This is a genomic window from Enterovirga sp. CN4-39 (genome assembly GCF_049446235.1).
Classification (GTDB): Bacteria; Pseudomonadota; Alphaproteobacteria; order Rhizobiales; family Beijerinckiaceae; genus Enterovirga.
Map to the genome: position 1 here is coordinate 471058 of NZ_JBMSEF010000002.1, position 21986 is coordinate 493043.

At 66.0% G+C, this 21986-nt stretch carries 20 protein-coding genes and 1 pseudogene; 10 read left to right on the forward strand and 11 right to left on the reverse strand.

Features of this window, described 5'->3' with window-relative positions; genetic code table 11:
- Nucleotides 1-26: 26 nt before the first annotated feature.
- The 9 genes from ACO2SS_RS06050 to ACO2SS_RS06090 all read right to left on the reverse strand — a co-directional run bounded on the left by ACO2SS_RS06050 (nucleotide 27) and on the right by ACO2SS_RS06090 (nucleotide 8723).
- Nucleotides 27-1649, reverse strand: a complete 1623-nt coding sequence (locus ACO2SS_RS06050) for an MFS transporter (RefSeq protein WP_423276692.1) — start codon at nucleotides 1647-1649, stop codon at nucleotides 27-29.
- Entirely contained in the window at nucleotides 1646-2086 is a 441-nt protein-coding gene (locus ACO2SS_RS06055) for a DoxX family protein (protein ID WP_423276693.1), read from the reverse strand. Before ACO2SS_RS06055 ends, ACO2SS_RS06050 begins: the two co-directional genes overlap by 4 nt.
- Nucleotide 2087: 1 nt before the next feature.
- Nucleotides 2088-4052 carry an amidohydrolase gene (locus ACO2SS_RS06060; protein WP_423276806.1) on the reverse strand — a complete coding sequence of 655 codons (1965 nt, stop codon included), beginning with the start codon at nucleotides 4050-4052 and terminating at the stop codon, nucleotides 2088-2090.
- Nucleotides 4052-4306 carry a DUF1427 family protein gene (locus ACO2SS_RS06065; protein WP_423276807.1) on the reverse strand — a complete coding sequence of 85 codons (255 nt, stop codon included), beginning with the start codon at nucleotides 4304-4306 and terminating at the stop codon, nucleotides 4052-4054. Before ACO2SS_RS06065 ends, ACO2SS_RS06060 begins: the two co-directional genes overlap by 1 nt.
- A 40-nt stretch (nucleotides 4307-4346) precedes the next feature.
- Nucleotides 4347-5189, reverse strand: a complete 843-nt coding sequence (locus ACO2SS_RS06070) for an alpha/beta fold hydrolase (protein WP_423276694.1) — start codon at nucleotides 5187-5189, stop codon at nucleotides 4347-4349.
- Between the two features lie 110 nt (nucleotides 5190-5299).
- Entirely contained in the window at nucleotides 5300-5950 is a 651-nt protein-coding gene (locus ACO2SS_RS06075) for a hydrolase (protein WP_423276808.1), read from the reverse strand.
- A gap of 60 nt (nucleotides 5951-6010) precedes the next feature.
- Entirely contained in the window at nucleotides 6011-6361 is a 351-nt protein-coding gene (locus ACO2SS_RS06080) for a response regulator transcription factor (RefSeq protein ID WP_423276695.1), read from the reverse strand.
- Between the two features lie 146 nt (nucleotides 6362-6507).
- Complete coding sequence (locus tag ACO2SS_RS06085) at nucleotides 6508-7134, reverse strand: response regulator transcription factor (protein WP_423276696.1); 627 nt, start codon at nucleotides 7132-7134, stop codon at nucleotides 6508-6510.
- On the reverse strand, nucleotides 7131-8723 hold the full coding sequence (locus ACO2SS_RS06090) for a sensor histidine kinase (protein ID WP_423276697.1): 1593 nt from the start codon (nucleotides 8721-8723) through the stop codon (nucleotides 7131-7133). Before ACO2SS_RS06090 ends, ACO2SS_RS06085 begins: the two co-directional genes overlap by 4 nt.
- 973 nt (nucleotides 8724-9696) lie before the next feature.
- On the opposite strand from ACO2SS_RS06090, the gene tenA reads away from it, so the two are divergent.
- The 9 genes from tenA to ACO2SS_RS06135 all read left to right on the forward strand — a co-directional run bounded on the left by tenA (nucleotide 9697) and on the right by ACO2SS_RS06135 (nucleotide 19063).
- A complete protein-coding gene (gene tenA, locus ACO2SS_RS06095; protein WP_423276698.1) occupies nucleotides 9697-10362 on the forward strand; it encodes a thiaminase II in 666 nt (221 codons plus the stop codon).
- 53 nt (nucleotides 10363-10415) lie between these two features.
- The gene (gene greA, locus ACO2SS_RS06100; protein WP_423276699.1) at nucleotides 10416-10895 is read left to right on the forward strand and encodes a transcription elongation factor GreA; all 480 of its coding nucleotides are present in this window, start codon (nucleotides 10416-10418) and stop codon (nucleotides 10893-10895) included.
- Between the two features lie 505 nt (nucleotides 10896-11400).
- Nucleotides 11401-12138 (forward strand): acetoacetate decarboxylase, encoded by a 738-nt coding sequence (locus ACO2SS_RS06105; protein WP_423276700.1) that lies wholly within the window; start codon nucleotides 11401-11403, stop codon nucleotides 12136-12138.
- Between the two features lie 356 nt (nucleotides 12139-12494).
- The gene (locus ACO2SS_RS06110; RefSeq protein ID WP_423276701.1) at nucleotides 12495-13385 is read left to right on the forward strand and encodes a hypothetical protein; all 891 of its coding nucleotides are present in this window, start codon (nucleotides 12495-12497) and stop codon (nucleotides 13383-13385) included.
- Between the two features lie 28 nt (nucleotides 13386-13413).
- Entirely contained in the window at nucleotides 13414-14409 is a 996-nt protein-coding gene (locus ACO2SS_RS06115; RefSeq protein ID WP_423276702.1) for a hypothetical protein, read from the forward strand.
- Nucleotides 14406-15728, forward strand: coding sequence for a hypothetical protein (locus tag ACO2SS_RS06120; RefSeq protein WP_423276703.1), 1323 nt, complete (start codon nucleotides 14406-14408; stop codon nucleotides 15726-15728). Before ACO2SS_RS06115 ends, ACO2SS_RS06120 begins: the two co-directional genes overlap by 4 nt.
- 2 nt (nucleotides 15729-15730) lie before the next feature.
- A complete protein-coding gene (locus ACO2SS_RS06125) occupies nucleotides 15731-17479 on the forward strand; it encodes a hypothetical protein (protein ID WP_423276704.1) in 1749 nt (582 codons plus the stop codon).
- Between the two features lie 16 nt (nucleotides 17480-17495).
- Nucleotides 17496-18644, forward strand: a complete 1149-nt coding sequence (locus tag ACO2SS_RS06130) for a hypothetical protein (RefSeq protein WP_423276705.1) — start codon at nucleotides 17496-17498, stop codon at nucleotides 18642-18644.
- A gap of 83 nt (nucleotides 18645-18727) precedes the next feature.
- A complete protein-coding gene (locus tag ACO2SS_RS06135) occupies nucleotides 18728-19063 on the forward strand; it encodes a helix-turn-helix domain-containing protein (RefSeq protein WP_423276706.1) in 336 nt (111 codons plus the stop codon).
- 555 nt (nucleotides 19064-19618) lie between these two features.
- On the opposite strand, the gene ACO2SS_RS06140 is transcribed toward ACO2SS_RS06135, so the two are convergent.
- A complete protein-coding gene (locus ACO2SS_RS06140; protein ID WP_423276707.1) occupies nucleotides 19619-20107 on the reverse strand; it encodes a substrate-binding domain-containing protein in 489 nt (162 codons plus the stop codon).
- Nucleotides 20108-20147: 40 nt separating this feature from the next.
- On the opposite strand from ACO2SS_RS06140, the pseudogene ACO2SS_RS06145 reads away from it, so the two are divergent.
- Nucleotides 20148-20303: pseudogene (locus ACO2SS_RS06145) on the forward strand (MBL fold metallo-hydrolase); the annotation flags it as partial.
- A 467-nt stretch (nucleotides 20304-20770) separates the two neighbouring features.
- On the opposite strand, the gene ACO2SS_RS06150 reads toward ACO2SS_RS06145, so the two are convergent.
- On the reverse strand, nucleotides 20771-21973 hold the full coding sequence (locus ACO2SS_RS06150) for an ABC transporter substrate-binding protein (RefSeq protein ID WP_423276708.1): 1203 nt from the start codon (nucleotides 21971-21973) through the stop codon (nucleotides 20771-20773).
- Nucleotides 21974-21986 lie beyond the last annotated feature (13 nt).

Consider the following 21986-nt stretch of genomic DNA (forward strand, 5'->3'; position numbering starts at 1 on the left):
AGCTCCGATGACTGGCCGGCGCGCGCTCATCGCGGCAGGCTGAGGCCGAGAAGGTGAGTGACCTCGGGTGCCGCCTCACCGACATGGTAGCCCAACAGCTCCGCCTGGATGTCCGCATCGGCTTTCGATACGCGCCGGTGCTGCCGCAGGTGCTCGGCCCAGGATTCGACGAAGAACCATTCGACGATCCGCTCCGGGTCGGCCGCGTCCTCGGCGACGCCCCAGGCATAGGCACCGTCGCGGCGCCGTTCCTCGCCGAAGCGGGCGAGCGCGGCGAGGAACGGCCCACGTCGCTCGGCCGGGATGCGATAGGTGACGCTGACCATGACCGGTCCACGGTCGTGCTCCGGCGCCGTTGCGACCTCCGGCTCGGTCCAATGTCCGGAAGGCGTGAGGTCGGCCTCGCCTGCGGGAAGCGCCAAGCGCCGGAATGCCGTGACCCCGGCGACCAGCGCCAAGGCGCCCGCGGCCGCCAGCAGCGTCGCGGGGACGCCGATACGTCCCGCGCAGGCGCCCCAGAACAGGCTTCCAACCGTCATCGCGCCGCCCTGGACCGTGAGGTAGACGGCGAGGCCGCGGCCACGCACCCAGTCCGGAAGGATGGCCTGGACGGTGCCGTTCAGGGTGGTCAGGACGACGATCCAGCAGATCCCCAGCACGAGCGTCGCCGGCAGCGCGGCGGCGGCCGCATTCACGATCGCCATGAAGGCGATCACGGCCGCCATCAGCCCCATCGCAGCGGTGAGCAGGCCGTCCTGGCCAAGCCTCGCCCTCAGCCGGGGCATGAGGACCGCGCCGAGGATCGCCCCCAACCCGACGCCACCGAGCAGCAGGCCGTACAGGCCCGGTCCACCGCCGAGTTCGCGCCGTGCCACGATCGGCAGCAGGGCCCAGATCGCGCTGGCGCACAGGAAGAAGATAGCGGAACGCAGCAGAACGCTGCGCAAGGTGGCGCTCGCGCGTGCATAGCGGAGGGCGGCCCGGAGTGCGCCGCCGAGATGCTCGCGAAGCCCGTCGCTCGGAGCGATCCTCCGCTTCCACCAGAGCAGGGCCGCGATGACGACGAGATCGCTTCCGACGTCGAACAGATAGGTCACGGACGCCCCGACGACTGCGACCAGGAGACCGCCGACGGCGGGCCCGATCGCCCGCGCGATGTTGAACCCGAGTGAGTTCAGCCCGACCGCCGCCTTCAGGTCGGAGCGGGGAACGAGCTCGGGCACGATCGCCTGCCAGCTCGGGGCGGCGAGAGCGGCTCCGATCCCGCCGAGGAACGTGAGGGCGACAAGGCTCTCGACAGATGCCTGCCCCGTGGCGGCAAGCACCGAGAGAAGCGAGCTGACGCCCGCGAGAAAGGCGAGAATGCCGATCAGAAGGTAGCGGCGGTCGAGGATGTCGGACAGTGCTCCGGCCGGAATTGCGAGCAGAAAGGCCGGCAGGGTGCCGGCCGCCTGGATGGCCGAGACGGCGAAGGGGGACGGCGACAGGTCGGTGACGAGCCAAGCGCTCGCCACGTCGCGCATGAAGCTGCCGACATTGCCGAGCACGGTCGCAAGCCAGAGCACCGCGAACAGGCGCTGCTTGAGGGGTGCGAAAGCGCCCGGCGGCGCGGAGGCCGCCGGTGGCGGGGCGATGTCCACCGCGCTCATCGTCGACGGCCGTTCACGAGGAGAGCTGCGGCCAGGAAGCCGCCCACGATCGCGAGATGTTCGAGGAAGGTCGCGGTCTGCCGAACCCGTTCGAGCCCCTCGAAGTGCCAGAACGGATGCGCGATCAGCGTCGCCACAACCGTGAAGCCGGCCAGCAATCCGGCGCCTAGCCAGCACCAGCGCCGGGTCAGGAACAGGCCGGATCCCGCGAGTTGGACCAGGATGACGGCAGCGGCCACGAGGCTGACCGGCCGAAGCCCGAGGGAGGCAGCCTCTTCCGTCGCGGCTGGAAAATCGAAGGCTTTGCCGAGGCCGCTGCCGATAAAGGGCGCAGCGAGGAAGATCCGCGCGATCCAGCCCAGTCCGGGAAGGTCCAGCAGGCCGGACACCCACCCGGCGGGCGCCAGGGTCGACGCATGGGTGCGAGAAGCCGCCATCTCAGAACGCCCAGCAGGAGCAGCCGAGGGCACCCCAGAACGCGCCATCGTTGACGGGCACGTCCGCCCCCCAACTCCGGGCATGCGCGTGGCCGTGGAGGTTGCACGCCGCATCACAGGAGCATGCGGACGCCGCGAAGGCGTATTTCCGGTCTGTCTCGGCGGAGGCGCGCTTGTTGTAGCCGCCGAACGTGTTCACCGGCGACCAATCCGGCAGGGCCGGAGGCGGTGGCGGACCGTGTGCGGCGAGGTCCCCCGCGCCATAGACGACCTTTCCGCCGACAACTGTCAGCAGCGACTCGATCTCGCGTATCTCCTCTCCGGGAACGGCGAAGTAGTCCCGGTCGAGAACCGCGAAGTCGGCCAGGCGCCCAGGCTCGATCCGCCCCTTTTTCCCGTCCTCGTTCGAGAACCAGCCGACATTCTCCGTCCACATGCGGAGAGCGGTTTCGCGATCCAGGCAGTTGGCCTCGGGATACAGCTTCAGGCCACCGAGCGTCCGACCCGTGACGAGCCAGGACAGCGAGACCCATGGGTCGTAGGAGGCGACGCGCGTGGCGTCGGTGCCGGCAGAGGTGCGAACGCCCATCTCCAGCATCCTGGCGACCGGAGGCGTGCGCTCGGCGGCACGGTTGCCGTACCGCTCAACGAAATACTCGCCCTGGTAGGCCATGCGGTGCTGCACGGCGACGCCGCCGCCCAGCGCGGCGATCCGCTCCAGGCTCTTGTCGCTGACCGTCTCGGCGTGGTCGAAAAACCAGTTCAGGCCCTTCAGCGGGATCTCCCGATCGACCTTCTCGAACACGTCGAGGGCGCGCGTGATCGTCTCGTCGTAGGTGGCATGGAGGCGCCACGGCCAGCGGTTCTGGGCGAGGACGCGGACCACACCCTCCAGGTCTTCCTCCATGGAGGCCGGCATTTCCGGCCGCTCGACGCGGAAATCCTCGAAGTCGGCCGCCGAGAAGACGAGCATCTCGCCGCCTCCGTTCAGCCGGAAGTAATCGTCGCCCTGGCCATAACGGGCCGACGAGGTCCAGCGCAGGAAATCGTCCTTCTCCGCCTTAGGCTTCTGCGTGAACAGGTTGTAGGCGAGGCGGATGGTGAGCTGCCCGTCGGCGGCGAGCTTCGAGACGACCTCGTAATCCTCCGGGTAATTCTGGTAGCCGCCGCCCGCATCGATCGCGCTGGTCACCCCGAGGCGGTTCAGGTCGCGCATGAAGTGGCGCGTCGAGTTCACCTGGTAGTCGAGCGGCAGCTTCGGACCCTTTGCCAGGGTCGCGTAGAGGATGGTGGCGTTGGGTTTCGCGATCAGCAGCCCGGTCGGGTCGCCACGCTCGTTCCTGACGATCTCGCCGCCCGGTGGGTCCGGCGTCTCCCGCGTGTAGCCGACGGCCCGCAGAGCGGCCCCGTTCAGCAGCGCGCGGTCGTAGAGGTGGAGGATGAAGACCGGCGTGTCGGGCGCGACCGCGTTGATCTCATCGATCGTCGGCAGGCGCTTCTCCACGAACTGGTGCTCGGTGAAGCCGCCGATGACGCGGACCCATTGCGGTGGCGGGGTGCGCTCCACCTGGCGCTTGAGCCTGTTCATCGCGTCCGCGAGCGACCGGAGCCCGTCCCATCGGAGTTCCAGGTTGAAGTTGAGCCCGCCGCGGATGACGTGCAGGTGGTTGTCGCACAACCCTGGAATGACGCGCCGGCCACCCGCGTCGATCACGCGCGTTCCGGCGCCCCGGACCGCCATCGCCTCGCGCTCGTCACCCACCACCACGAACACACCGTCGCGCACCGCCAGCGCTGTCGCTTCAGGCTTCGTCCTGTCGAGAGTCGTGATGCGGGCATTGGTCACGACGAGGTCGGCAGCGCGGTCCATGGTCTGGCTCCGAGAAGGGTCCGGCAGCAGGGTGGCGAGGGCACTGGCCCCGAAACCCGCGAGGACGGGGCGACGTCCGGTTTTCGACTGCTCCATCATCCAGCGCTCCCGCTGTCCGGTCGCGACGGTTCGCGCTCCGGCTTGGCTCCGTTGTGGAAGGTCTTCCGGTGCCCGAGGGACGCGAGCACGTCCGGGTGGCCCCGGAGGTACGAGACCGCGGCCTCCCCGAGCAGGATGCCGAGCAGTCCAAGCAGCGCGACGATCGGCGGCGCGGGCGAGCGGACGTTGAGCAACCCGTAGATGCCACCGACCAGCAGCCCCGCTCCGAGCGAGACGAGATAGAGTTTCATCGTCATGGGACCGGGCGCTGCGCCCCGAGCCTCCGGCAGCTCAGCCGGGCTGCTTGACGAAGGCCAGGAGGTCGGCGTTGAGCTCCGCCGGATGCGTCGTCAGCATCCCGTGCGGGAAGCCCGGATAGGTCTTGAGGATGCCGTTCGGGAGATGCTTGATCGACAGGCGGGCGCTCGCGCCAATGGGGACGATCTGGTCATCCTCGCCGTGAAGCACGAGCGTCGGCACCGTGATCGCCCGAAGGTCTTCGGTCTGATCGGTCTCGGAGAACGCCTTGATCCCGTCGTAATGGGCCTTGGCGCTGCCCATCATGCCCTGGCGCCACCAGTTGGTGACCACGCCCTGGTGCACGGTCGCACCCGCCCTGTTGAACCCGTAGAAGGGCCCGCTCGCCACATCGAGGAAGAACTGGGCGCGATTGTCCGCCAGCGCTTTCCGGAAACCGTCGAAGACGTCGAGCGGCAGGCCGCCGGGATTGGCCTCGGTCTTGAGCATCAGCGGCGGAACCGCGCTGACCAGAACCGCCTTGGCAACGCGGCCTTTGGGCAGCCCGTGCCGGGCGACGTACCGCGCCACCTCCCCGCCGCCGGTCGAATGGCCGATATGCACGGCGTTGCGGAGGTCGAGGTGGTCCGCCACCGCCGCGGCATCGGCGGCGTAGTGATCCATGTCGTGGCCCGTAGCGACCTGAGCAGAGCGCCCGTGCCCGCGGCGGTCATGGGCGATCACCCGGAACCCCTGCTCCAGGAAGAAGAGCATCTGGGCGTCCCAGTCGTCCGCGCTGAGGGGCCAGCCGTGATGGAACATGATCGGCTGCGCCGTCTTCGGACCCCAATCCTTGAAGTAGATCTCGACGCCGTCAGCGGTGGTGATCGTGGCCATTGTGATGGCTCCTGTTTTGTACTGCTCGTCAGGCGCGGGCCTGGAACTCAGGCTCGCATCGAAGGCGGGGTGCCGCGGCCGCGACACCGCGCGCGAGAGCCGGCCGGGCGTCAGTGCCCCTCGGAAGCACCGAACATCGTCTTGGCGTAGATGATGCCCAGCCCGTAGGCGCCGCCGAACTTCCTCGCGATGCCCGTCGTCATGTCGTAGGTGTCGGTGCGGGCCCAGTCGCGCTGGAGCTCCAGCAGGTATTGCAGCGCCGTCATGGGCTGCGCGCCAGCCTGGACCATGCGGTCCATCGACCGATCGTGCGCCTCCTCCGAGATGTCCCCGCAGGCATCCGCGATGACGTAGCACTCGTAGCCCTGGTCGATCGCGGACAGGACGGGGCCGACGATGCAGACGGAGGTCCACAAACCGGCGAAGACCAGCCGATCCTTCCCGATCTTCGTCACCTGCGCGACGACGGGCGCGTCCTCCCAAGTGTTCATCGAGGTGCGGTCCAGGAGGGGCTGACCCGGGAACGCGTCGGTGATCTCCGCGAACATCGGCCCGGAGAAGCTCTTCTCGGCCACCGTCGTGAGAATGGTGGAGACCTTGAACCCAGCCGCGGCATGGGCCACCAAGGCGGCGTTGTTGCGGAGCAGAGCCGCGTCGATCGATTTGGTCGCAAAGGCCATCTGCGACTGGAAGTCGATCATGATCAGCGTGTGGTCGTTCGGCGAAACCAGACGCTTGCCGGGGGTGGGCGTAGCTTTGATCGGCATGGGAGCTCCTCGAAGATGCAGCAGGGTGGGTGAAATCAGCGCCGGGACAGCGGATCAGGGCGCGCCGAGACAAGCGGCCAAGGCGGCGGGCGACACGGGTTTGACGAGGAAGGCGGCGCCAACTCGCGCGGCCCCTTGACGGTCGGCTTCGCTCGGATGGGCCGTAACCAGCACGGTCCGGATCGCCGATCCCGAGGCAGCCATGAGCTCACAGAGCTCGATCCCGGTCATGCCCGGCATTCTCACGTCGGCGATCAAGACCTCGACCCTTCCGATTTCGGCGAACGCGAGAAACGCGTCAGCGCTCGAGAACTCGGCCACCCGATGCCCTAGGGCGCGGACCAACCCCGAAATCGCCTCGCGAGAGGCATCGTCGTCGTCCACTACGCAGATCAGGGGAACCAAGCCCGGCTTCCGGTGCCATCTGCACCGTCATCTCCCCGTGGGGCGGAGAGGATCTGGCGCAAACGCATGGAGCCAGCGCCGATGGGTTGGGATCAATTATACCGTGGTACAGTACGGCCTATGCGGCGGCCGAAGGCGCGAGGCGGCTAGGGAGCGCTCCCGGCCACCGCCAGCTTGTCCCAGATCCGGACGAGGTCGGGCAGATTGCCGGCCCCCATCTTCCGCATGACCTGGCCGCGATGAACCTTCACGGTGATCTCGCTCAGGGCCAGGTCGCCGGCGATCTGCTTGTTGAGTTTTCCGGCGACCACAAGCTCCATGACCTCTCGCTCGCGCGGGGTAAGCTTCCGGAACCGGCCTCTCAATTCCTCCAGCCCCGCCACTTGGGCGAGCCGCGCCCTGTCGATGCTGAGCGCCCTGTGCACGGCATCCAGCAGGTCCTGGTGCCGAAACGGCTTCGTCAGGAACTCGACGGCGCCGGCTTTCATGGCGGCAACGGACATCTGCACGTCCCCGTGTCCGGTGATGAACACGATGGGCAGGGAGCGCCCCGTCTGGCCAAGCTCACGCTGGAACTCGAGCCCGCTCTGGTCCGGCAATCGCACATCCAGGACGAGGCAAGCCGGCCCTTCCGGCCTCTCCGCCCGGGCAAAGGCGGCAGTGGACTCGAACGCGCGGACCTCCTGTCCGACGGACCGGAGGAGGCCTTCCAGGGACGTGCGGACGGCCCTGTCATCGTCGACAACGAAAACGATCGGATTTGCCCCGCTCATCGCTGGGGCGGCCCGGAAGCAACGGGCAACGCCACGTTGAACACGGAGCCCCGCGGCCTGTTCGGGACCACCCAGATCCGGCCGCCATGAGTCTCCACGATCGACCGGCAGATCATCAGGCCCATGCCGAGCCCCGAAGGTTTGGTGGTCACGAACGGTTCGAACAAGCCGGCTGCCTTCGCCGGATCCATCCCCCTGCCGGTGTCGGAGACCGATAGAGTCACCTTGTTTGGTCCTTCTTTGGCCGTCCGGATAACGAGGCTTCTGGGGCGGTCCGAGACTTCGCCTATAGCATCGATCCCGTTCCACGCCAGATTGGACACGACCTGCTGCAACTGGATGGAATTGCCCAACACCGGCGCGATATTCTTCTCCAGATCGAGCTCGACAACAACGTCGTGCAGCCGCGCGTAGCGCCTGATGTCGGTGAGAGTTCCGCCTACGACCGCATTGAGGTCGACCAATGTCAAATCACGGGCATCATTCCTGAACAGCGACCGGATACCTTCGATAACCTTGCCGGCTCGATGCCCCTCTTCGATCACGCGCGCTAACGCGATCTTGGCCTCTTCTATCTGCGGTTGCGGCCTGTCGAGCCAGAGAAGGCCGGCATCCGCATTGGTCACCATGCTGGCAAGGGGTTGGTTCACTTCGTGCGCGACCGATGCCGAAAGTGCCTCGAAGCTGGCGAGCCGCGTCTCTCGAGCCCGCCGCTCCGCTCCGATGGATCGCACCAGGCGAGCGTAGAGCGTCGTTGTCTCCCAGAGCATCAGGACGAGCACGATGCTCGCCGCCGCGAGACCGTATGCCCGTCCAGACCACCAGCCCACCGTCAACCGGCGCCCCGAACCGACGAAGGACAGGAGGACGAGTTCCATGAGCAGCGCGAACAGAACGACGACGAGCCAGAGGTCGAGGACCGACCGGCATCGGGCGAGCAGCATGCCGATGGCAAGCAGGTACAGGGCAACGGCCGAACCGGCCACATAGGTCCACAACCCCGAGGCCTGCAGGGGACCCGCCATGAGGTCCGGCATCGCGCTGTCCTGGGTGATCACCAGCATGGTGAAACCGAGCACGAGCGCCACTGTCAGGCCGAGGATCGCGATGATCGCGCGAGCTCCGGCGCGAGATCCGAGCGGTGGTCCCTCCGGCCGAAAGTAATTGAGAACCGCGTAGGCAAGCACGAAAGCCGGAAAGCCGAGGCGGCGCAGGGCGGCCAGTCCGGCCGTAGTCTGTTCCCCCGCATCGAGGAGGCCGCTCTCCGCAAAAACCCCCGGGAAGGTCAGAGCCCAGGGGACCGCCAGCAGGCCAGCGAGCAGGTAACCGCAGGCGAGCATCAGCACGCCCGGCGCCGGCTGGGACGAGAACAGCGCAAGAAGGAGCGCGGCCGTCAGGATGTCGTTGATGAAGATCGCCGTGGCATAGGCCGGAACGGCTGCTTCGGTCCCCTCGAGGGGAATGCCCGCAAACGGAACCGTGACTCCGAAAGCCAGAACAAGGGCAGCCACGAGGGAAAGCGCACCCCGAAGGTGCGCCCTGCTCGGCGGCAGGTCGCAGAGGAGCTTGTGGTATTCGGGCTTCGCCATCGGACCTCGTGAGCGGCGCCTCTTATAGGTGCCTGAGGTCGCGTCGAGAATGCCCGCTTAGCGCTTGTTGGTCACCGCCCGGTCACGACCGAGCCCGGCGCAGCCACGAATGTCCGCTCTCGGGCGCTGCCCTAAGTTCCGCTGTCATGACGAAGCTGAATGGCTCCTTCGTACACCCCGGTGCCGACCTGAGTACTCTTTGCCTCGGCGCGGAACGCGCAATGCTCCTGCCCACCAGCGATTGCGGCGCTATGATGCGAGTCAGGCAGAGCAACGCTTCTCCAGATTGACGGACGATGCAGGCCGGGCTGCCATATCCGTCAGCGGCACGATCACTGCGCCCGCTGGGCTGCGCCAACACGGTTGATTGCTAACCGCCCGCCTGTGCAGTCTAAGCGGGATAGGCCAGTTCGGCTTCAGGGCGATTTCACCCCGGCCGCACTTGGCATGGGGGGGGATGATGGTGGAGATCGGAAGCAAGTTTACGAAGGCCCCGCGGCGAAAGTCGGAGAAGGGCCGTCGCGTAGCAGTTTCGCCGGAGATGAAGCAGGCCTACGAGGAGGAGATCAAGGCGCGCACCGATCGTGAGGCGACCTATCTTCGCCACCTGCCCCCGCGCGAGCCGAAATAACCTCCGACACGACGTTTGCACCGCCCGCGTTCTGGGCGATCTGGCGGATCGGGGCCCCAAGGGCCTTCGACGGTGTTCACGCCGGCCTCCTCGCTCGTCAGGGACGGCCACGCCGTCGCGTTCAGGCGCTACGCCACGGACTATGTAGTGGTCGAGGAAAAAGCAGAGGCAGCGCGGCGCGGCATGTGGGCTGCGGGGTTCGCCATGCCATGGAACTGGCGCGCGGAAGGTCATGACTGGCATTCCGTCGTCGACCTGGATTGACACTCGTCGGGTTAGAACAGCTATCGCGGAGCAGACTTCCGAGCCTCCGCAGCTCCGTTCGCCCAGGATGCCGACCCCATGGACGTCTTCGATCGCCTGCGAGTCACCGCTACCTCCGACTGGGCTCGATATGTCGAGCACGACTTCGTGCGGCAGCTTCAGACCGGAACGCTGCCTGAGGCCGCGTTCCGCGCCTACCTGGTTCAGGACTACCTGTTTCTGATCCAATTCGCTCGGGCATATGCGCTTGCCGTCTACAAGGGTCGGAACCTAGCCGACATGCGCGTTGCACAAGCCGGCCTGTCCGCGATCCTGGATGTGGAGATGGATCTCCACGTCCGGCTCTGCGGACGCTGGGGGCTCTCCGCCGCTGATCTGGAAGCTGCGCCGGAGCATGCCGCAACGATCGCTTACACTCGCTTTGTCCTCGACTGCGGTGCTTCGGGCGACCTGCTCGACCTTCATGTTGCACTGGCCCCCTGCGTCATCGGCTACGCGGAGATTGCGACCCGGATAGCTTCTCAGGAAACCGCGACCCTCTCGGACCATCCGTATCGAGAGTGGATCATGGAGTATTCAGGCGAGCCCTACGCCCTCGTTGCGGCAGCCGCGCGCCGGCATCTCGATGCGCTTGCTGCGAGAGCGATGACTGAACAGCGGTTCGCCGAGTTGGCCGCGCTATTTGCGAAGGCCTCGAGGCTTGAGGCTGACTTCTGGCAAATGGCGTTGGATCCGGGGGCCTGAGGTCCGCTTGCGGGCAAGCACCTGATGTCCGGTTCAGCCGAAAAGGAGCCGATATGAGTGTCGCGTTCACGCGCGAGGAAGACCTTGAGGCAGCGGCGGCCCACGTGCCTGACCGGCCCATCTCTCCGCACGCCAACTTGGTCACTCCGGAGGGTTTGGCCGAACTCGACGCTGCCCTCGCAACCGCTCGAGCTGCCTACGCAGCAGCGCAGGCCGCCGGGGATCTGCAGGCCGACCGGACAGCCCTGGCGAAGGCGGCACGGGACCTTCGCTACTACACGGCGCGCCGGGCGAGCGCGCAGGTGACGCAGCCGGATCGCTCCTCAGGCGCTGCCGTGTTCGGAAGCAAGGTTACCTTCGATCGGGAGGACGGGCGGCGGCAGACCTTCCGGATCGTCGGCGAGGACGAGGCGGACGCCAGGAGGGGCTCGGTATCCTATGTCTCGCCCCTCGCACGAGCTATCCTCGGCCGCCGGGCTGGCGAGGTAGCCACCGTTGCCGGAGGAGAGATCGAGATCGTGGCGGTCGAGTGATCCCGTTCCTGGTTGGCGGTCCGGGTCAGGGTACGGAATCCGCTCCTTCCGCCTGGCAAACCAGCATCGAGTTCCGCTCGATCGAGGCAGTTGAGGGCCCGCCTGTTACGCAATCCACCTCTCCGTGCGACCAGCGCGCCCAGCGGGTCAACGTGAGCTCCTCGACCGAGCGAGCGTCCGGGTTGATGCTCAGCCTGTCGAACGGCGTCGAACATTGGCCCGCGATCGGCGTCCAATGTTGGCCCCTCTGTCGTGCCCGACCCCAGCAATCGCCCCGGCAGCGCTGGCCGGCGATCTCGTTAGCGGTGGCCCGATCCGATCTCGCCCGATCGTCGTGCCGCGTAAGACTGGCCGAGCGGCCACCCCTTCCTCTAATCACAGAGCTCGCTTTGAAGCCTGCGCATCCAGGGACCAGGATTTCTCGCGGCTTGCGAGCAAGGAGTCTTGGAGGTCCGGTTACAGCGAACCATGCTCATTCCCGTTACGCTCACAGAGGGGAAGCGATATGAAGATCGAAGAGGTTCGCGAACGCGCCTTCGCCATGCCCCTAACGTGCCCGGCCTACCCGCCCGGACCGTATCGTTTCGTTGATCGTGAATTCCTGACCATCACGTACCGGACCGATCCCGCGAAGCTGCGAGCGGTGGTTCCCCAGCCGCTCGAGATCGAGGAGCCGCTCGTAAAGTACGAGTTCATTCGCATGCCGGACTCGACCGGCTTCGGCGACTACACCGAGACCGGCCAGGTGATTCCCGTCACCTTCAACGGGCGCCAGGGCGGCTACACGCATTGCATGTTCCTCGATGACGAGGGACCGATCGCCGGCGGCCGGGAGATCTGGGGCTTTCCGAAGAAGCTCGCGAACCCCAGCCTCCGCAAGGAGGTCGACACTCTGGTGGGCACCCTCGACTACGGCCCGGTGCGCGTGGCCACCGCCACGATGGGCTACAAGCACGGTGCGGCCGATCTCAAGGCGGTGCGGCAGGCCCTAGAGGCGCCGAACTTCCTCCTGAAGATCATTCCGCATGTCGATGGTACCGCCCGCATCTGCGAACTCGTCGAGTATGCCCTGCTGGACGTGGACCTGAAGGGCGCCTGGACCGGCCCCGGCGCGCTCGCGCTCTCACCTCACGCGCTCGCGCCCGTCGCCGAGTTGCCGGTCGTCGAGATCGTCTCGACGACGCACATCCTCGCCGATCTGACGCTCGGCCTCGGGAAAGTCGTCCACGACTACCTGGCCTGATCGGAAGGCTATCGGGAACGAGCCGGGAGGTGCCGATCCCGTCGTGCACGCTCCCTGAGGACTGCCCTACTCACGGCCATGGGCCTAAAGTCCGTCAGGAAGCACCCCAGGCCTACGGGCAAGCACAGACCTCCGGCCGACCGCCCATAACAGGCAAATAGCCATCAACACGCAACATTGCCGGTGACACAATTTGCTCCGGACCGCTATTCACTTCTATGGACCGTTTTCTCTCTAAAGCCAACTTAGCGCAAACGAGCTAGTTCATGCTTGGATCTGTCGCGTGTCTGTTTTTGCGCGTCTAATCGCACCACCAGATTTCGGGCCAGGAGAGCCCCGCTTCGAAGGAGGATGCGATGATCCAGGACATGGGATCTCCGAACGGCCTCGGAGAGGATCTCGGATTTGACAGCCAAGAGGCTGGCGTTCTTTCGGAGGCAGGCGACGCGTTCGGCGGCGACTTCGAAACCTTCATGGGAGAGGAATTCGGGGAAAGCGAAAGCGACTTGATGGATTTCGAGAGTTTCGAGAGCTTCGAAGACGAGAGCTTCGAATCCGAGACCGAGTATTTCGGCGAAGCCGAGGGCGACGAGTTCCTCGGATCAATTTGGAAAGCGGCGAAGAAGGCGGCCAAGGTTGTCGCGCCTATCGCAAAGAAGTTCGCTCCGCAGATCGGTACGGTCATCGGCGGCGCTCTCGGCGGCCCGGCAGGCGCCGCGATTGGCGGGAAGCTCGGATCGGTCGTTCGCTCCCTCGAAGCCGAGGACGAGGGCGAAACCGAGGACGAGATGAATGCGACCGTTCGCATCCCACAGACGGACGAACAACTTGCCGAGTCCATGGCGGTTGCGGCGTCGAAGTCACCCGCGAACGACGCACTCGCACTCGGCTCCGCCATCACCATCACCATCGCGAGCCGCGCGCCGCTCGCGGTCAAGACCGTCACGCCGGTGCTCGCTAAGGCGAGCGCGGACGTTGCGCGCAGGCTCGTGATGACCCGTGACCCGCGTGCCCGTGCCCTGATCCGCGCGCTGCCGACCATTCAGCGCCGCACGATCGCAACCCTCACGCGCAAGGCCCAGACGGGTAAGCCCGTGACTCCCCGTACGGCCGTCCGGGTAATGGCGAAGCAGGCCAACCGTACGCTTTCGAACCCGCAGAACCTCGCGAAGGCGCTCGCGGGAAACGCCGTGCGCAAGCGCCAGCTCGACCGCCGCGCTATAGCGCGGTCCGAGCGGTTCTATTAGGCTTTCGATCGGGCTGGGGAGCCGGCCGATGTTCGCCATCGATCAAAGCGTCCCGTTCGAAGCGGCCTCTGCCAACAGCTCCTTGGAAGCGGCGCTGGAGGAACTCGAACGCGGCCCTCCCCTCCCGGCTACCCCGGCACCGCTGCCGCGGCCCGGTTTCAAGCGCCTCGTCCTGGCATACGCAATCCGGGTACTTCCGCGGCTGCTTCGAAGCCTTCCGTCCGGGCTCAGCGCTTCCATCGGATCTCGGCACCATCCGGCGCGCAGGCGCATCATCGCCATCGCCTTGCGCCTTGCCCTGAGGAAGGTCCCGACGACTGGCCCCGGCGTCCTATCCGACCGTCAGCGGCGGGATCTCCTCGAGCGGACCTGGGCGGACGAGCGCGTACGCGCTCGGCTGCAACGCGCCCTCGATGCGCATCTGCAGGCGCTCCGGAACGAGGGAGGTGATCCGGAACGCTCGCACCCCAAGAAGCAGCGGCGGAACAAGATCCAGGCGGGTCTACTCAAGACCCGCGCCGTGGTCCGAGGGGTGGATCGCGCGCAGCAGGGCAGAGACAAGCGCCAGGCGAGCTTCGCGGCGCGCCAGCGTCTGCGGTCCCTGGCTGCCAACGTCTTTCTCGGCGTGAGCACCGGGAGGGCATTGGATACGCGCAGCCTTGCCCTGCGGCACCCTTCCGTTCCTCCCGGCGATCTCGCGCGGTTGCGAAATGCCTTCGCCCGCTTCGCCGCCGACAGGTTCGTCTCCGAATTCATCCGGATCGTCGGCGATGCAAAGGGCGGCGCCCTGGATCAGGTCGCCATCAACGCGGCAGCCGCCGCCGCGGTGGCAGACGCGGCCGAGCGCTACAAGCTCGTCGATCCGGCGGCCATCCCGGCGTTGGCGGATGCGGTGAACAAGGCGTTCGCGCCTGTCCTTCCGACCGCCCTCAAGCTTGCCATCGTGGCTGCCAGCCTCGCGTCCAGGGCCGTGCCCGGGAGACAGGGGGAGGACGCTGCCGAGCAATGGAGGATGGCGACGTGAGCGCGATCCTCGCAGCACTGGATGCCCCGCCCCCCCGCGCACGGGCCCGTCAAGCGATCACTGCGACGACCGGAGATGCCCTACCCTTCTTCGCGCTTCGAACCGCCGTGAACGCCACGCGCTTCGGAACCGGCCTGAAATCGTTCCGAGAGGACGAATTCGGCTTGGGTCCGGAGGCGCCAAGCCGCGCACATATTCAAGCCGTGAACCGGCTTCTGGCTGAGGCCCGCCAGCCCCAGATCGTCGAGGACGAGCGACTATCCAGAGTTGCCCGGAACATCGGAAAGGCGGGCGACGCACAGCGCGCCCTGCTCCTGCACTTGAAGGAGCGCAACCAGGCGCTGGCCGGCGAGGCCGAAAAGATCTGGGAGTTCTATCTGAATCTCTTCAGCCAGCGTGCGGGTCCGTTCCGCCACTGGCTGCGCGGGATCGATCGGATTGCGCTCGATTGCTACCAAGCCGTCTATCTTGGTTTGGGGAAAGCGCGGCCCATACCCTCGCCCGCACCGTTCGCCTACATGGAGGCTGGCTTCGGCCCGGCAACCTTCCGCCGCGGCGTGAAGCTCTCGATGCTCGGGCAGCGGCAGAACCCGTTCCCTCTCGTCAAGGTCCCCTACCATCGGCTGTTGAACCCCTGGTCCCTGGGCGCCGTGCCCCACGAAGTCGCTCACAACCTCCAGAACGACCTCGGGCTATGGGCCGTGATGCCAAGGCGCATCAAGCGCGCCTTCACCGGACACAAATTGCCGGACAGGAACGCCGAGGTATGGCAACGCTGGCACAAGGAGACCTACGCGGACCTGACCGGCGTGCTCCTTATCGGACCCGCCTATGTGGGATCTCTGATGGACGTGGTCGGGCGCTCGCGGGAACAGGCCTCCGCGTATTCCGACGATGCCGTGCATCCGACGCCGCTGATCCGCGTCCCTTTGAACATCAGGCTGCTCGAGCGCATCGGTTTCGGAGAGGACGCGAGCGCATTTCGACGGGCATGGGACCAACTCTATCCTGCCTCCGTCTGGAGGAAGATCCCGGGTTGGGTGACTGAGAGGCTGCAGCAGCAGATCGACACGACGCTTGATGCGATGTGCTTCGAGAACTTCGATGAGTACGGAGACAAGGCGCTCGCCCAAGTCATTCGTTTCGAGCCCAAGCACGCGACACTCGTTCGAGAGGCCGCGCTTCGCCTCGAGGCAGGCACGAGCACGGGTGTGCTTCCCGAGCGCTTCCTTATAGCTGCGGCCCGCATCGCGCTTGTCCGCAAGCGCACCGATCCGGAGGTCATCCACCGCAACTTCTACGACACTCTGGGGAGATGATGATGAGCGTTCTCGCGACGGAGCACGTGACGTCGAGCGCGACTGGAGGAGGCCATGAGCCCTTCGCCGATGTGGCCCGCTCCCTGTCCGACCTGTCTTGCTGCCTTGGTGAATTGGATGCGTGCATCGACGATCTCGGCCAATTCTCGGACGAGATCGAGGGGGAAGCTTTGCGCCCCCACTTCGCCTTGTCCCTGAGGAAGGCGCAGAAGCTCGCCGAGGAAGCGGAAGCCGAGGTCGAGAGGCGAAGTCCCGACAGGATATTTACGCCAGCGTTGCGCCTGATCAGCCTGCTCTACGAAGAGATCGTGAACTCCGAATATCGTCGCGTCCTGACCGACGTGCTGGATGCGACGCCCTACGATGCGACGCGCTCTAAGGAGATGAGAAAGGAGATCTCCGATTCCCTCATCCAGGCCGACAAGCTGTGCACCAAGCTGGCGGACGGTGCACGAGGCCTCACGGATGACCTCGCACGAGTTTCACCGGAAGTCGCGACTGCGAGGACGAGCCAAGCGGTCGATAATATCTCCAGTAGCGACGCAATCCGCGACCTAGCCGTCATGATGGCGTCCCTTCAGACGCCGCGGCAGCCCCAGCCTGCCGAGACCACGCGCGCTGCCGGACGGTTCGACGCGGTCAGCGCTCAAATGGCCGCCACCCTCGACGAACTCGGACTGCCTCACGACGGTGTTCAATTCGGTCACGAGAACGACCTCGATAAGGCTCGAGATCGGCTGGTCAGCGGCCTTATGCGGAACTTCGCCTGGAAGGAGCGGGACGGCTTCAAAGTCTACTACCGAACCGATGCGGAAGCGGCCCCGCGGGCCCTCGCTGACCAATCTCAGCTCCTGCGCGGTTCCGCTCTGGTCAACGCCAATCTGCTGCGGGCCGAGGCCGATGCGCTCATGGCGACGATAGGCCGTCTGCCGCCGATGAGCCGCTTCGAGATCGCGAACGGGATCTTCGAGCCTGAAGTGATGCGCAAGCGTGTGGCCGAGGAGCTCAACCAGCTCATTGAAACGGCACGTGATCCGCTCGGGATCAATCGCGCACGAGCCGGCTTCCAGTATCGCCGCGTCATCAGGACCACGGCCGAGTACCTCGAAATCGGTGGGGTCCACGCCGTAACGAAGTGGCGGACTCGCTTCTCGGCATCCGACACCGACGCGCTTGTCCGGGCAGTCGACGATATCATCAACAATGATCTTGCGGCACCGGTCAGCTCGGTTCGTAACGAGGAGGTGGCGGCCGAGCTGAAAGCGATTTGGCAGCTCCTGAAGTCGATCGGCCGTCGGGTTCTCGCCATCGATCTTGGCGCGCAACGCGGCGTCAACGCGGCACGCCTCGAGCAAGCCCTCACGGCCGTGCTCGGCTCGGCCACGGCGCTTATGGACGCCCTTGTCCAAACCGGGACGAGCGTCAGCGAACAAGATCTCCAGTTCGTGTCAGTCCAGGTCCGGCAGGGTCGTCACCAGGATGTACGCGTCTCGATCGGGCAGTTCCTGGGGTGGACACAGGCGGTCACCGAACCATTCGCAAGGGCCGAGAACCGCGCGGCGACACTGCAATCCGAAGATCTTCGGATACTGGCCGACGAACTCGCCGCGCTGAGGGATGCCGCGGAAGCCTTCCTGTCCCAGGCGAACATCCTCCGGTTCTCCATCAGGCTACCAGGGCCGATACGGCAGCTCATCGAGTTGCGATATCTCCTGGATGAAGCGGCAAAAGCTGCGCTTGCCCTAGTTTAGATCGGGAGTATCTGCCATGCCCGACAAGAATACGACCCTCGGAGAGCTGAACGATCTTCTTGGACGACTTCAGCGGGTCCGCTCCCAGATGGTCCGGGACGCTCGCGACGAACTCGCGAAGACACCGGCCCAGGCTGAGCTCATCAATCAGTACATCTCCGAAGCGGAGACGATCCTTTACGACGCTCTCAACCGTGTTCCTGGGCAACCGGAAGACGACCGCGGAATGAGCCGTCTGATCGGGCTGGGCGATCGCGTCGCCTCCGATCTGAACGAGACGCGCCCGACGGCCCTCGTGCCGCCCTATGATGATCAGATCAGCCGGGAGCGGCTCACCGCGGTCGGGGACCTCTACTACATCTACCAGCACGAACGGGCCGGAGTATTCCGGGCCATCCTGAAGCTGCAACAGCTCTTCCAGGCGGGCGAAATCCGACTCTCCGACGGCCCGGGCGCCCTGTCGCTCTACCAGTACGACCGTAAGCGCGTTCTTCGCTACACGCAGCGCGAGCGCCGGGCAGCCTACCGCAAGGTCTTCGGCTATACGGAAGCGGTGCCCCCCGCGGGCGCGGAGCCGAACACCGCCTTCCACGCGCTCCTCAGCAACTTCTGCCAGCACGTCTCGCGCTTCTTCGAGGACAAGCGCGTCTCGGAGGTGCTGCGGCCCGACGGGGTTCGCGAGACCTTCGGGAGCATGGCGGTCGTGCGCCGTTCCGGTCTGGACCTGCGGCATAACCTGAAGCAGGTCTCGTTCGGGCACGTCGCCGTGCTGCGGAGCGAGGTGATGGTGCTCCTCCAGGAAGCGTTCGACATCCTGGGCTCTCACGACGTGATCAACCTGTTCGGCGCCGACAACGCCTGGGACGTGCTCGAGGAGATGCTGACCCGCTACGTTCGGGAGATTCCGGTCACCTCGCAGCGAAGTCGAATGGCCGTGACGGGTCGGGAGATCCTGCGCTGGTTGTCCGAGGATTACCTACTGTCCACCGTAAGGATCGACTTCGAATCCTTGCTTGAGGCGATCGTGGATGCCTGCGATGATTGGTTGACGAGCGCGGAATCCGTCGGCCTCCGTTACCGGCCACAGGCGGGCCGGGACAACGTCGTCACCTTCCGCCCCGCCGCCTTGCCTCGGCGCGGGCAGGCTTATCCGAGTGCGTCTTAGGGGAGAAACAAGGCCCACCCTGGAGGTGAATGCAGCGCTTCCCAGGGCGTAAGCGGGCCTTTGGGCTCATGGGAGGAGCGGCCATGTCGAATGCTTCGTCAGCCCACGCCATAGTCTCGGCGCCTGCCAGCAAAGCGACCCTGACGGAGGAGCCGACGAAGGGCCCCCTAAGGATAGTCCGGAGCGCGCCGGTCAGCGGCGCCGGCCTGATCTCCGCTCTCTCCCCTCGAGAGCAGGACATCGCCCGGCTCGTAGCAGACGGTCTGTCGAACAAGGAGATCGGAATCTACCTCGGCATAAGCCATTGGACGGTATCGGCCCACCTGCGGCACATGTTCGTGAAGCTCTCGATCGACCGCCGGATCGACCTCTGCGTGATGTACCGAGGGGGCAATCCAGGCCGGGGCAAGCAGATCTAGTCGTCGCGGCTCGGACCCCGAGCGGAAGGCGTCGTCCGCTGGGGTGTATCGAAGTTGGCAGAGCGGCTTCCCGCCGACGCCGGTCGTGGCTGCTTAGCGCCCAAGTCCGTCGTAAGGGCTACACGAACGCATTCTAGGAGCAGTCATCACGGGTCGCCAAGTAGTAGCCGCGCTTGCTCCCAGGGGCAAGCGCTGCCCCCCTCGGAGGGGGCGGCTAGTGCCATGCGAGTTGTTCCGCTCTGCCGCTGGCGGCGGCGCCGCTCCACCGCACCACAGGATTCCGCGACGAAGCTGCACTCGACCGATCGCGGCGCGATGCCCCCTGCGCGCAACTTTGGAAACCGGCGGGCCGCCGTGCGCGGACCGTTAGGCAGAGATCAGGCCGGAAGGCGCTCGTTCGCGGTGCCGATCAGAATTGGCGTCGCGGGTGCACGCAGCGCCTCCCGGGCGGAAGGTCGTCGCCGATCAAGAACTCCGCAGGGCCGAGATCGGCAATCGGCAAAGGGCGCTGAGCGCAGGCAGCAAGCGAGCCTAGCGACCGAGAGCGCCGGTCAATTACCTGCTCGACCGACGCAGCTTGGCCGTGGACGGAGCCGGTCCGACGCTGCTGCGTTGGATAAGCTGCGTTTCGACCGCGATGCGGGGTGCAGGACTCGAGAGGGCTCCGCCGTCGAACAGAAGTCGCACACTCCGGCGGCCGATCTCTTCGGCCGGCACGGCAATCGTAGTCAGGCCGGGTGGCACGACAGCGGTCATCGGCAGGTTATCGAAGCCGACGATCGACACGTCCCCTGGAACAGCGAGCCCGAGGCTCTGGCAGGCGAACAACGCTCCAAGCGCCAGAATGTCGTTCGCGCAAAAAATGGCGGTCGGCCGGTCGGGACGGGTCAACCACCGCTCGGCTCGCGTCCGCCCCTCGTCGGCTTCAAAGGCGCATTCGGCGACCCGGTCGGCCCTGAACCGGATGCCGTTCTCCGCGAGCACGTCTCGAAAGGCTTGAAGGCGCTGCGCTGCGCGGTCATTCAGCCCCGTGCGGCCGCACATGAAGCCGATGCGCCGATGCCCGTGCTCGATCAGGTGCTCGGTCGCGATCCGCGGCAATGTCGCCAAGCTGAAGGCACAGGGGCGCTCGCTCGCGGACACGGCCGCCGCGAGACCGACGGCAGCATTCGACGCGAAATGGGGCAAGTTTGTCATCGGGCCGGACTTCTTCACACGGCTCGTCTATGCGGGAGTTTGATCCGGGCGAGCGTGGAGCCGGTGAGGTTCGCTACATCACCGTGTCTACCAAGGGTGCTGGATTGCTCGACCGCTGTCAGGTCCTATAAGTATCGCCACCGGATCGGCATGTCCCCTGGCTTCTGGCAGCATCGGCCCTCTCGTTGCGAGTTTGTTGCGCTCCAGGCCGGACCACCTGGTCTCAGTGCGAGACGTCAACCCGGTGCGTAGGCCTTCCGGGCCCGCGGGGTCCGATGCTGACAAAGCGCAGCGGCAACGAGGCGAGCCGCACGAAGCTCCAAACCATCGCCGCCGACCTCTCCCCGGGCGCCATGGATCGCCGCGCTCCCTCCTTCGCCGCTCCGGTGCAGGCTGGCAGCCGTGTGCAGCATGTAAATGCTGCTCTTCTACGACCGGGTTGTCAGCTTTCCTATGTTGAGCGTTGAACCTGGCCGAGCCCCCCGGCCAGGCGCAACACGTCGCGCGCGACTAGCCCTTCTTCGTGAGGGGGCAGGCGCTTTCGCTGAGTGGGCGGAAGGCCTTCTCGGCCGGGATGGTCGACAGGATCGAATAGTAATCCCAGGGCGCCTTCGACTCGGACGGCTTCTTCACCTGGACCAGGAACATGTCGTGGATCATGCGTCCGTTCGGCAGAACCTTGCCGTTGCGGGAAAACGCATCCTCGACCGGCAGCTCACGCATCTTGGCGAGCACCGCCTGCGTGTCCTTCGTCCCGGCGGCCTGGACCGCTTTGAGGTGGTGCAGCACCCCCGAATAGATCCCGGACTGCGCCTCGCCGGGCTTCTTCCCGGTCCGCTCCTCGAAGCGCTTCGAGAAGGCGCGGGTTTTCTCGTCCATGTCCCAGTAGAAAGGGACGGCGAATTGCAGGCCCTGCATCGTGTCCAGCCCGAGGCTGTGCACGTCGGTCAGGAAGGTCAGGAGGCTCGCGAGCCGCGTGCCGGTCTTGTCGAGGCCGAATTCCCTGCCCTGCTTGATCGCGTTGACGGTCGCGTCCCCGCCCGAGGCGAGCGCGATCATCTTGGCGCCGGTACCCTGAGCCTGCAGGAGGTAGGAGGAGAAATCGAGGGTGGCGAGCGGGTGGCGTACGCTCCCGACGATCTTGCCGCCATTGGCTGGGATCGCGTCCCGCATCGCCTGCTCCATCGAGTGGCCGTAGGCATAGTCGGCGACGAGCAGGAACCAGGTGTCGATGCCCTGCTCGATCATCGCCCGGGAAGCACCGCGGGTCTGCGAGTAGGTGTCGAAGGTCCAGTGCAAGCCGTGGCCGTTGCAACTGTCCTCGGTCAGGCGATCCGTTGCCGCGCTCGCGTAGATCGCGATCCTGTTCTTCTCCTTCACGAGCGAGTTCACGGCGAGCGCGATGCCGGAATTCGGGACATCGAGGATGACGTCGACCTTGCCCTCGTCGAGCCATTGCCGCGCGATGTTCAGGCCGATCTCGGGCTTGTGCTGGTGATCGGCGAAGACGAGCTCGATCTTCTCGCCGAGCACCGTTCCGCCGAAATCCTCGATCGCGAGACGGGCGGCCTCGACCGAACCCTTGCCCGACAGATCGGAAAACGGCCCGCTCATGTCGGTCAGAACGCCGAACTTGACGGGCTCTGCTTCGGCCGCTCCGGCGACGAGCATCATCAAGGCGGCAGGCAAGGCCCACCGTCGGACACGGGTCATTCTCATCCTCCCT

Bases quoted from the DNA above. Each gene is read 5' to 3' on its own strand.
- ACO2SS_RS06050 (WP_423276692.1), bottom strand. From the start codon at position 1,649: ATGAGCGCGGTGGACATCGCCCCGCCACCGGCGGCCTCCGCGCCGCCG.
- ACO2SS_RS06055 (WP_423276693.1), bottom strand. From the start codon at position 2,086: ATGGCGGCTTCTCGCACCCATGCGTCGACCCTGGCGCCCGCCGGGTGG.
- ACO2SS_RS06060 (WP_423276806.1), bottom strand. From the start codon at position 4,052: ATGGAGCAGTCGAAAACCGGACGTCGCCCCGTCCTCGCGGGTTTCGGG.
- ACO2SS_RS06065 (WP_423276807.1), bottom strand. From the start codon at position 4,306: ATGAAACTCTATCTCGTCTCGCTCGGAGCGGGGCTGCTGGTCGGTGGC.
- ACO2SS_RS06070 (WP_423276694.1), bottom strand. From the start codon at position 5,189: ATGGCCACGATCACCACCGCTGACGGCGTCGAGATCTACTTCAAGGAT.
- ACO2SS_RS06085 (WP_423276696.1), bottom strand. From the start codon at position 7,134: ATGAGCGGGGCAAATCCGATCGTTTTCGTTGTCGACGATGACAGGGCC.
- ACO2SS_RS06090 (WP_423276697.1), bottom strand. From the start codon at position 8,723: ATGGCGAAGCCCGAATACCACAAGCTCCTCTGCGACCTGCCGCCGAGC.
- tenA (WP_423276698.1), top strand. From the start codon at position 9,697: ATGGACGTCTTCGATCGCCTGCGAGTCACCGCTACCTCCGACTGGGCT.
- greA (WP_423276699.1), top strand. From the start codon at position 10,416: ATGAGTGTCGCGTTCACGCGCGAGGAAGACCTTGAGGCAGCGGCGGCC.
- ACO2SS_RS06105 (WP_423276700.1), top strand. From the start codon at position 11,401: ATGAAGATCGAAGAGGTTCGCGAACGCGCCTTCGCCATGCCCCTAACG.
- ACO2SS_RS06110 (WP_423276701.1), top strand. From the start codon at position 12,495: ATGATCCAGGACATGGGATCTCCGAACGGCCTCGGAGAGGATCTCGGA.
- ACO2SS_RS06115 (WP_423276702.1), top strand. From the start codon at position 13,414: ATGTTCGCCATCGATCAAAGCGTCCCGTTCGAAGCGGCCTCTGCCAAC.
- ACO2SS_RS06125 (WP_423276704.1), top strand. From the start codon at position 15,731: ATGAGCGTTCTCGCGACGGAGCACGTGACGTCGAGCGCGACTGGAGGA.
- ACO2SS_RS06130 (WP_423276705.1), top strand. From the start codon at position 17,496: ATGCCCGACAAGAATACGACCCTCGGAGAGCTGAACGATCTTCTTGGA.
- ACO2SS_RS06135 (WP_423276706.1), top strand. From the start codon at position 18,728: ATGTCGAATGCTTCGTCAGCCCACGCCATAGTCTCGGCGCCTGCCAGC.
- ACO2SS_RS06140 (WP_423276707.1), bottom strand. From the start codon at position 20,107: ATGTGCGGCCGCACGGGGCTGAATGACCGCGCAGCGCAGCGCCTTCAA.
- ACO2SS_RS06150 (WP_423276708.1), bottom strand. From the start codon at position 21,973: ATGACCCGTGTCCGACGGTGGGCCTTGCCTGCCGCCTTGATGATGCTC.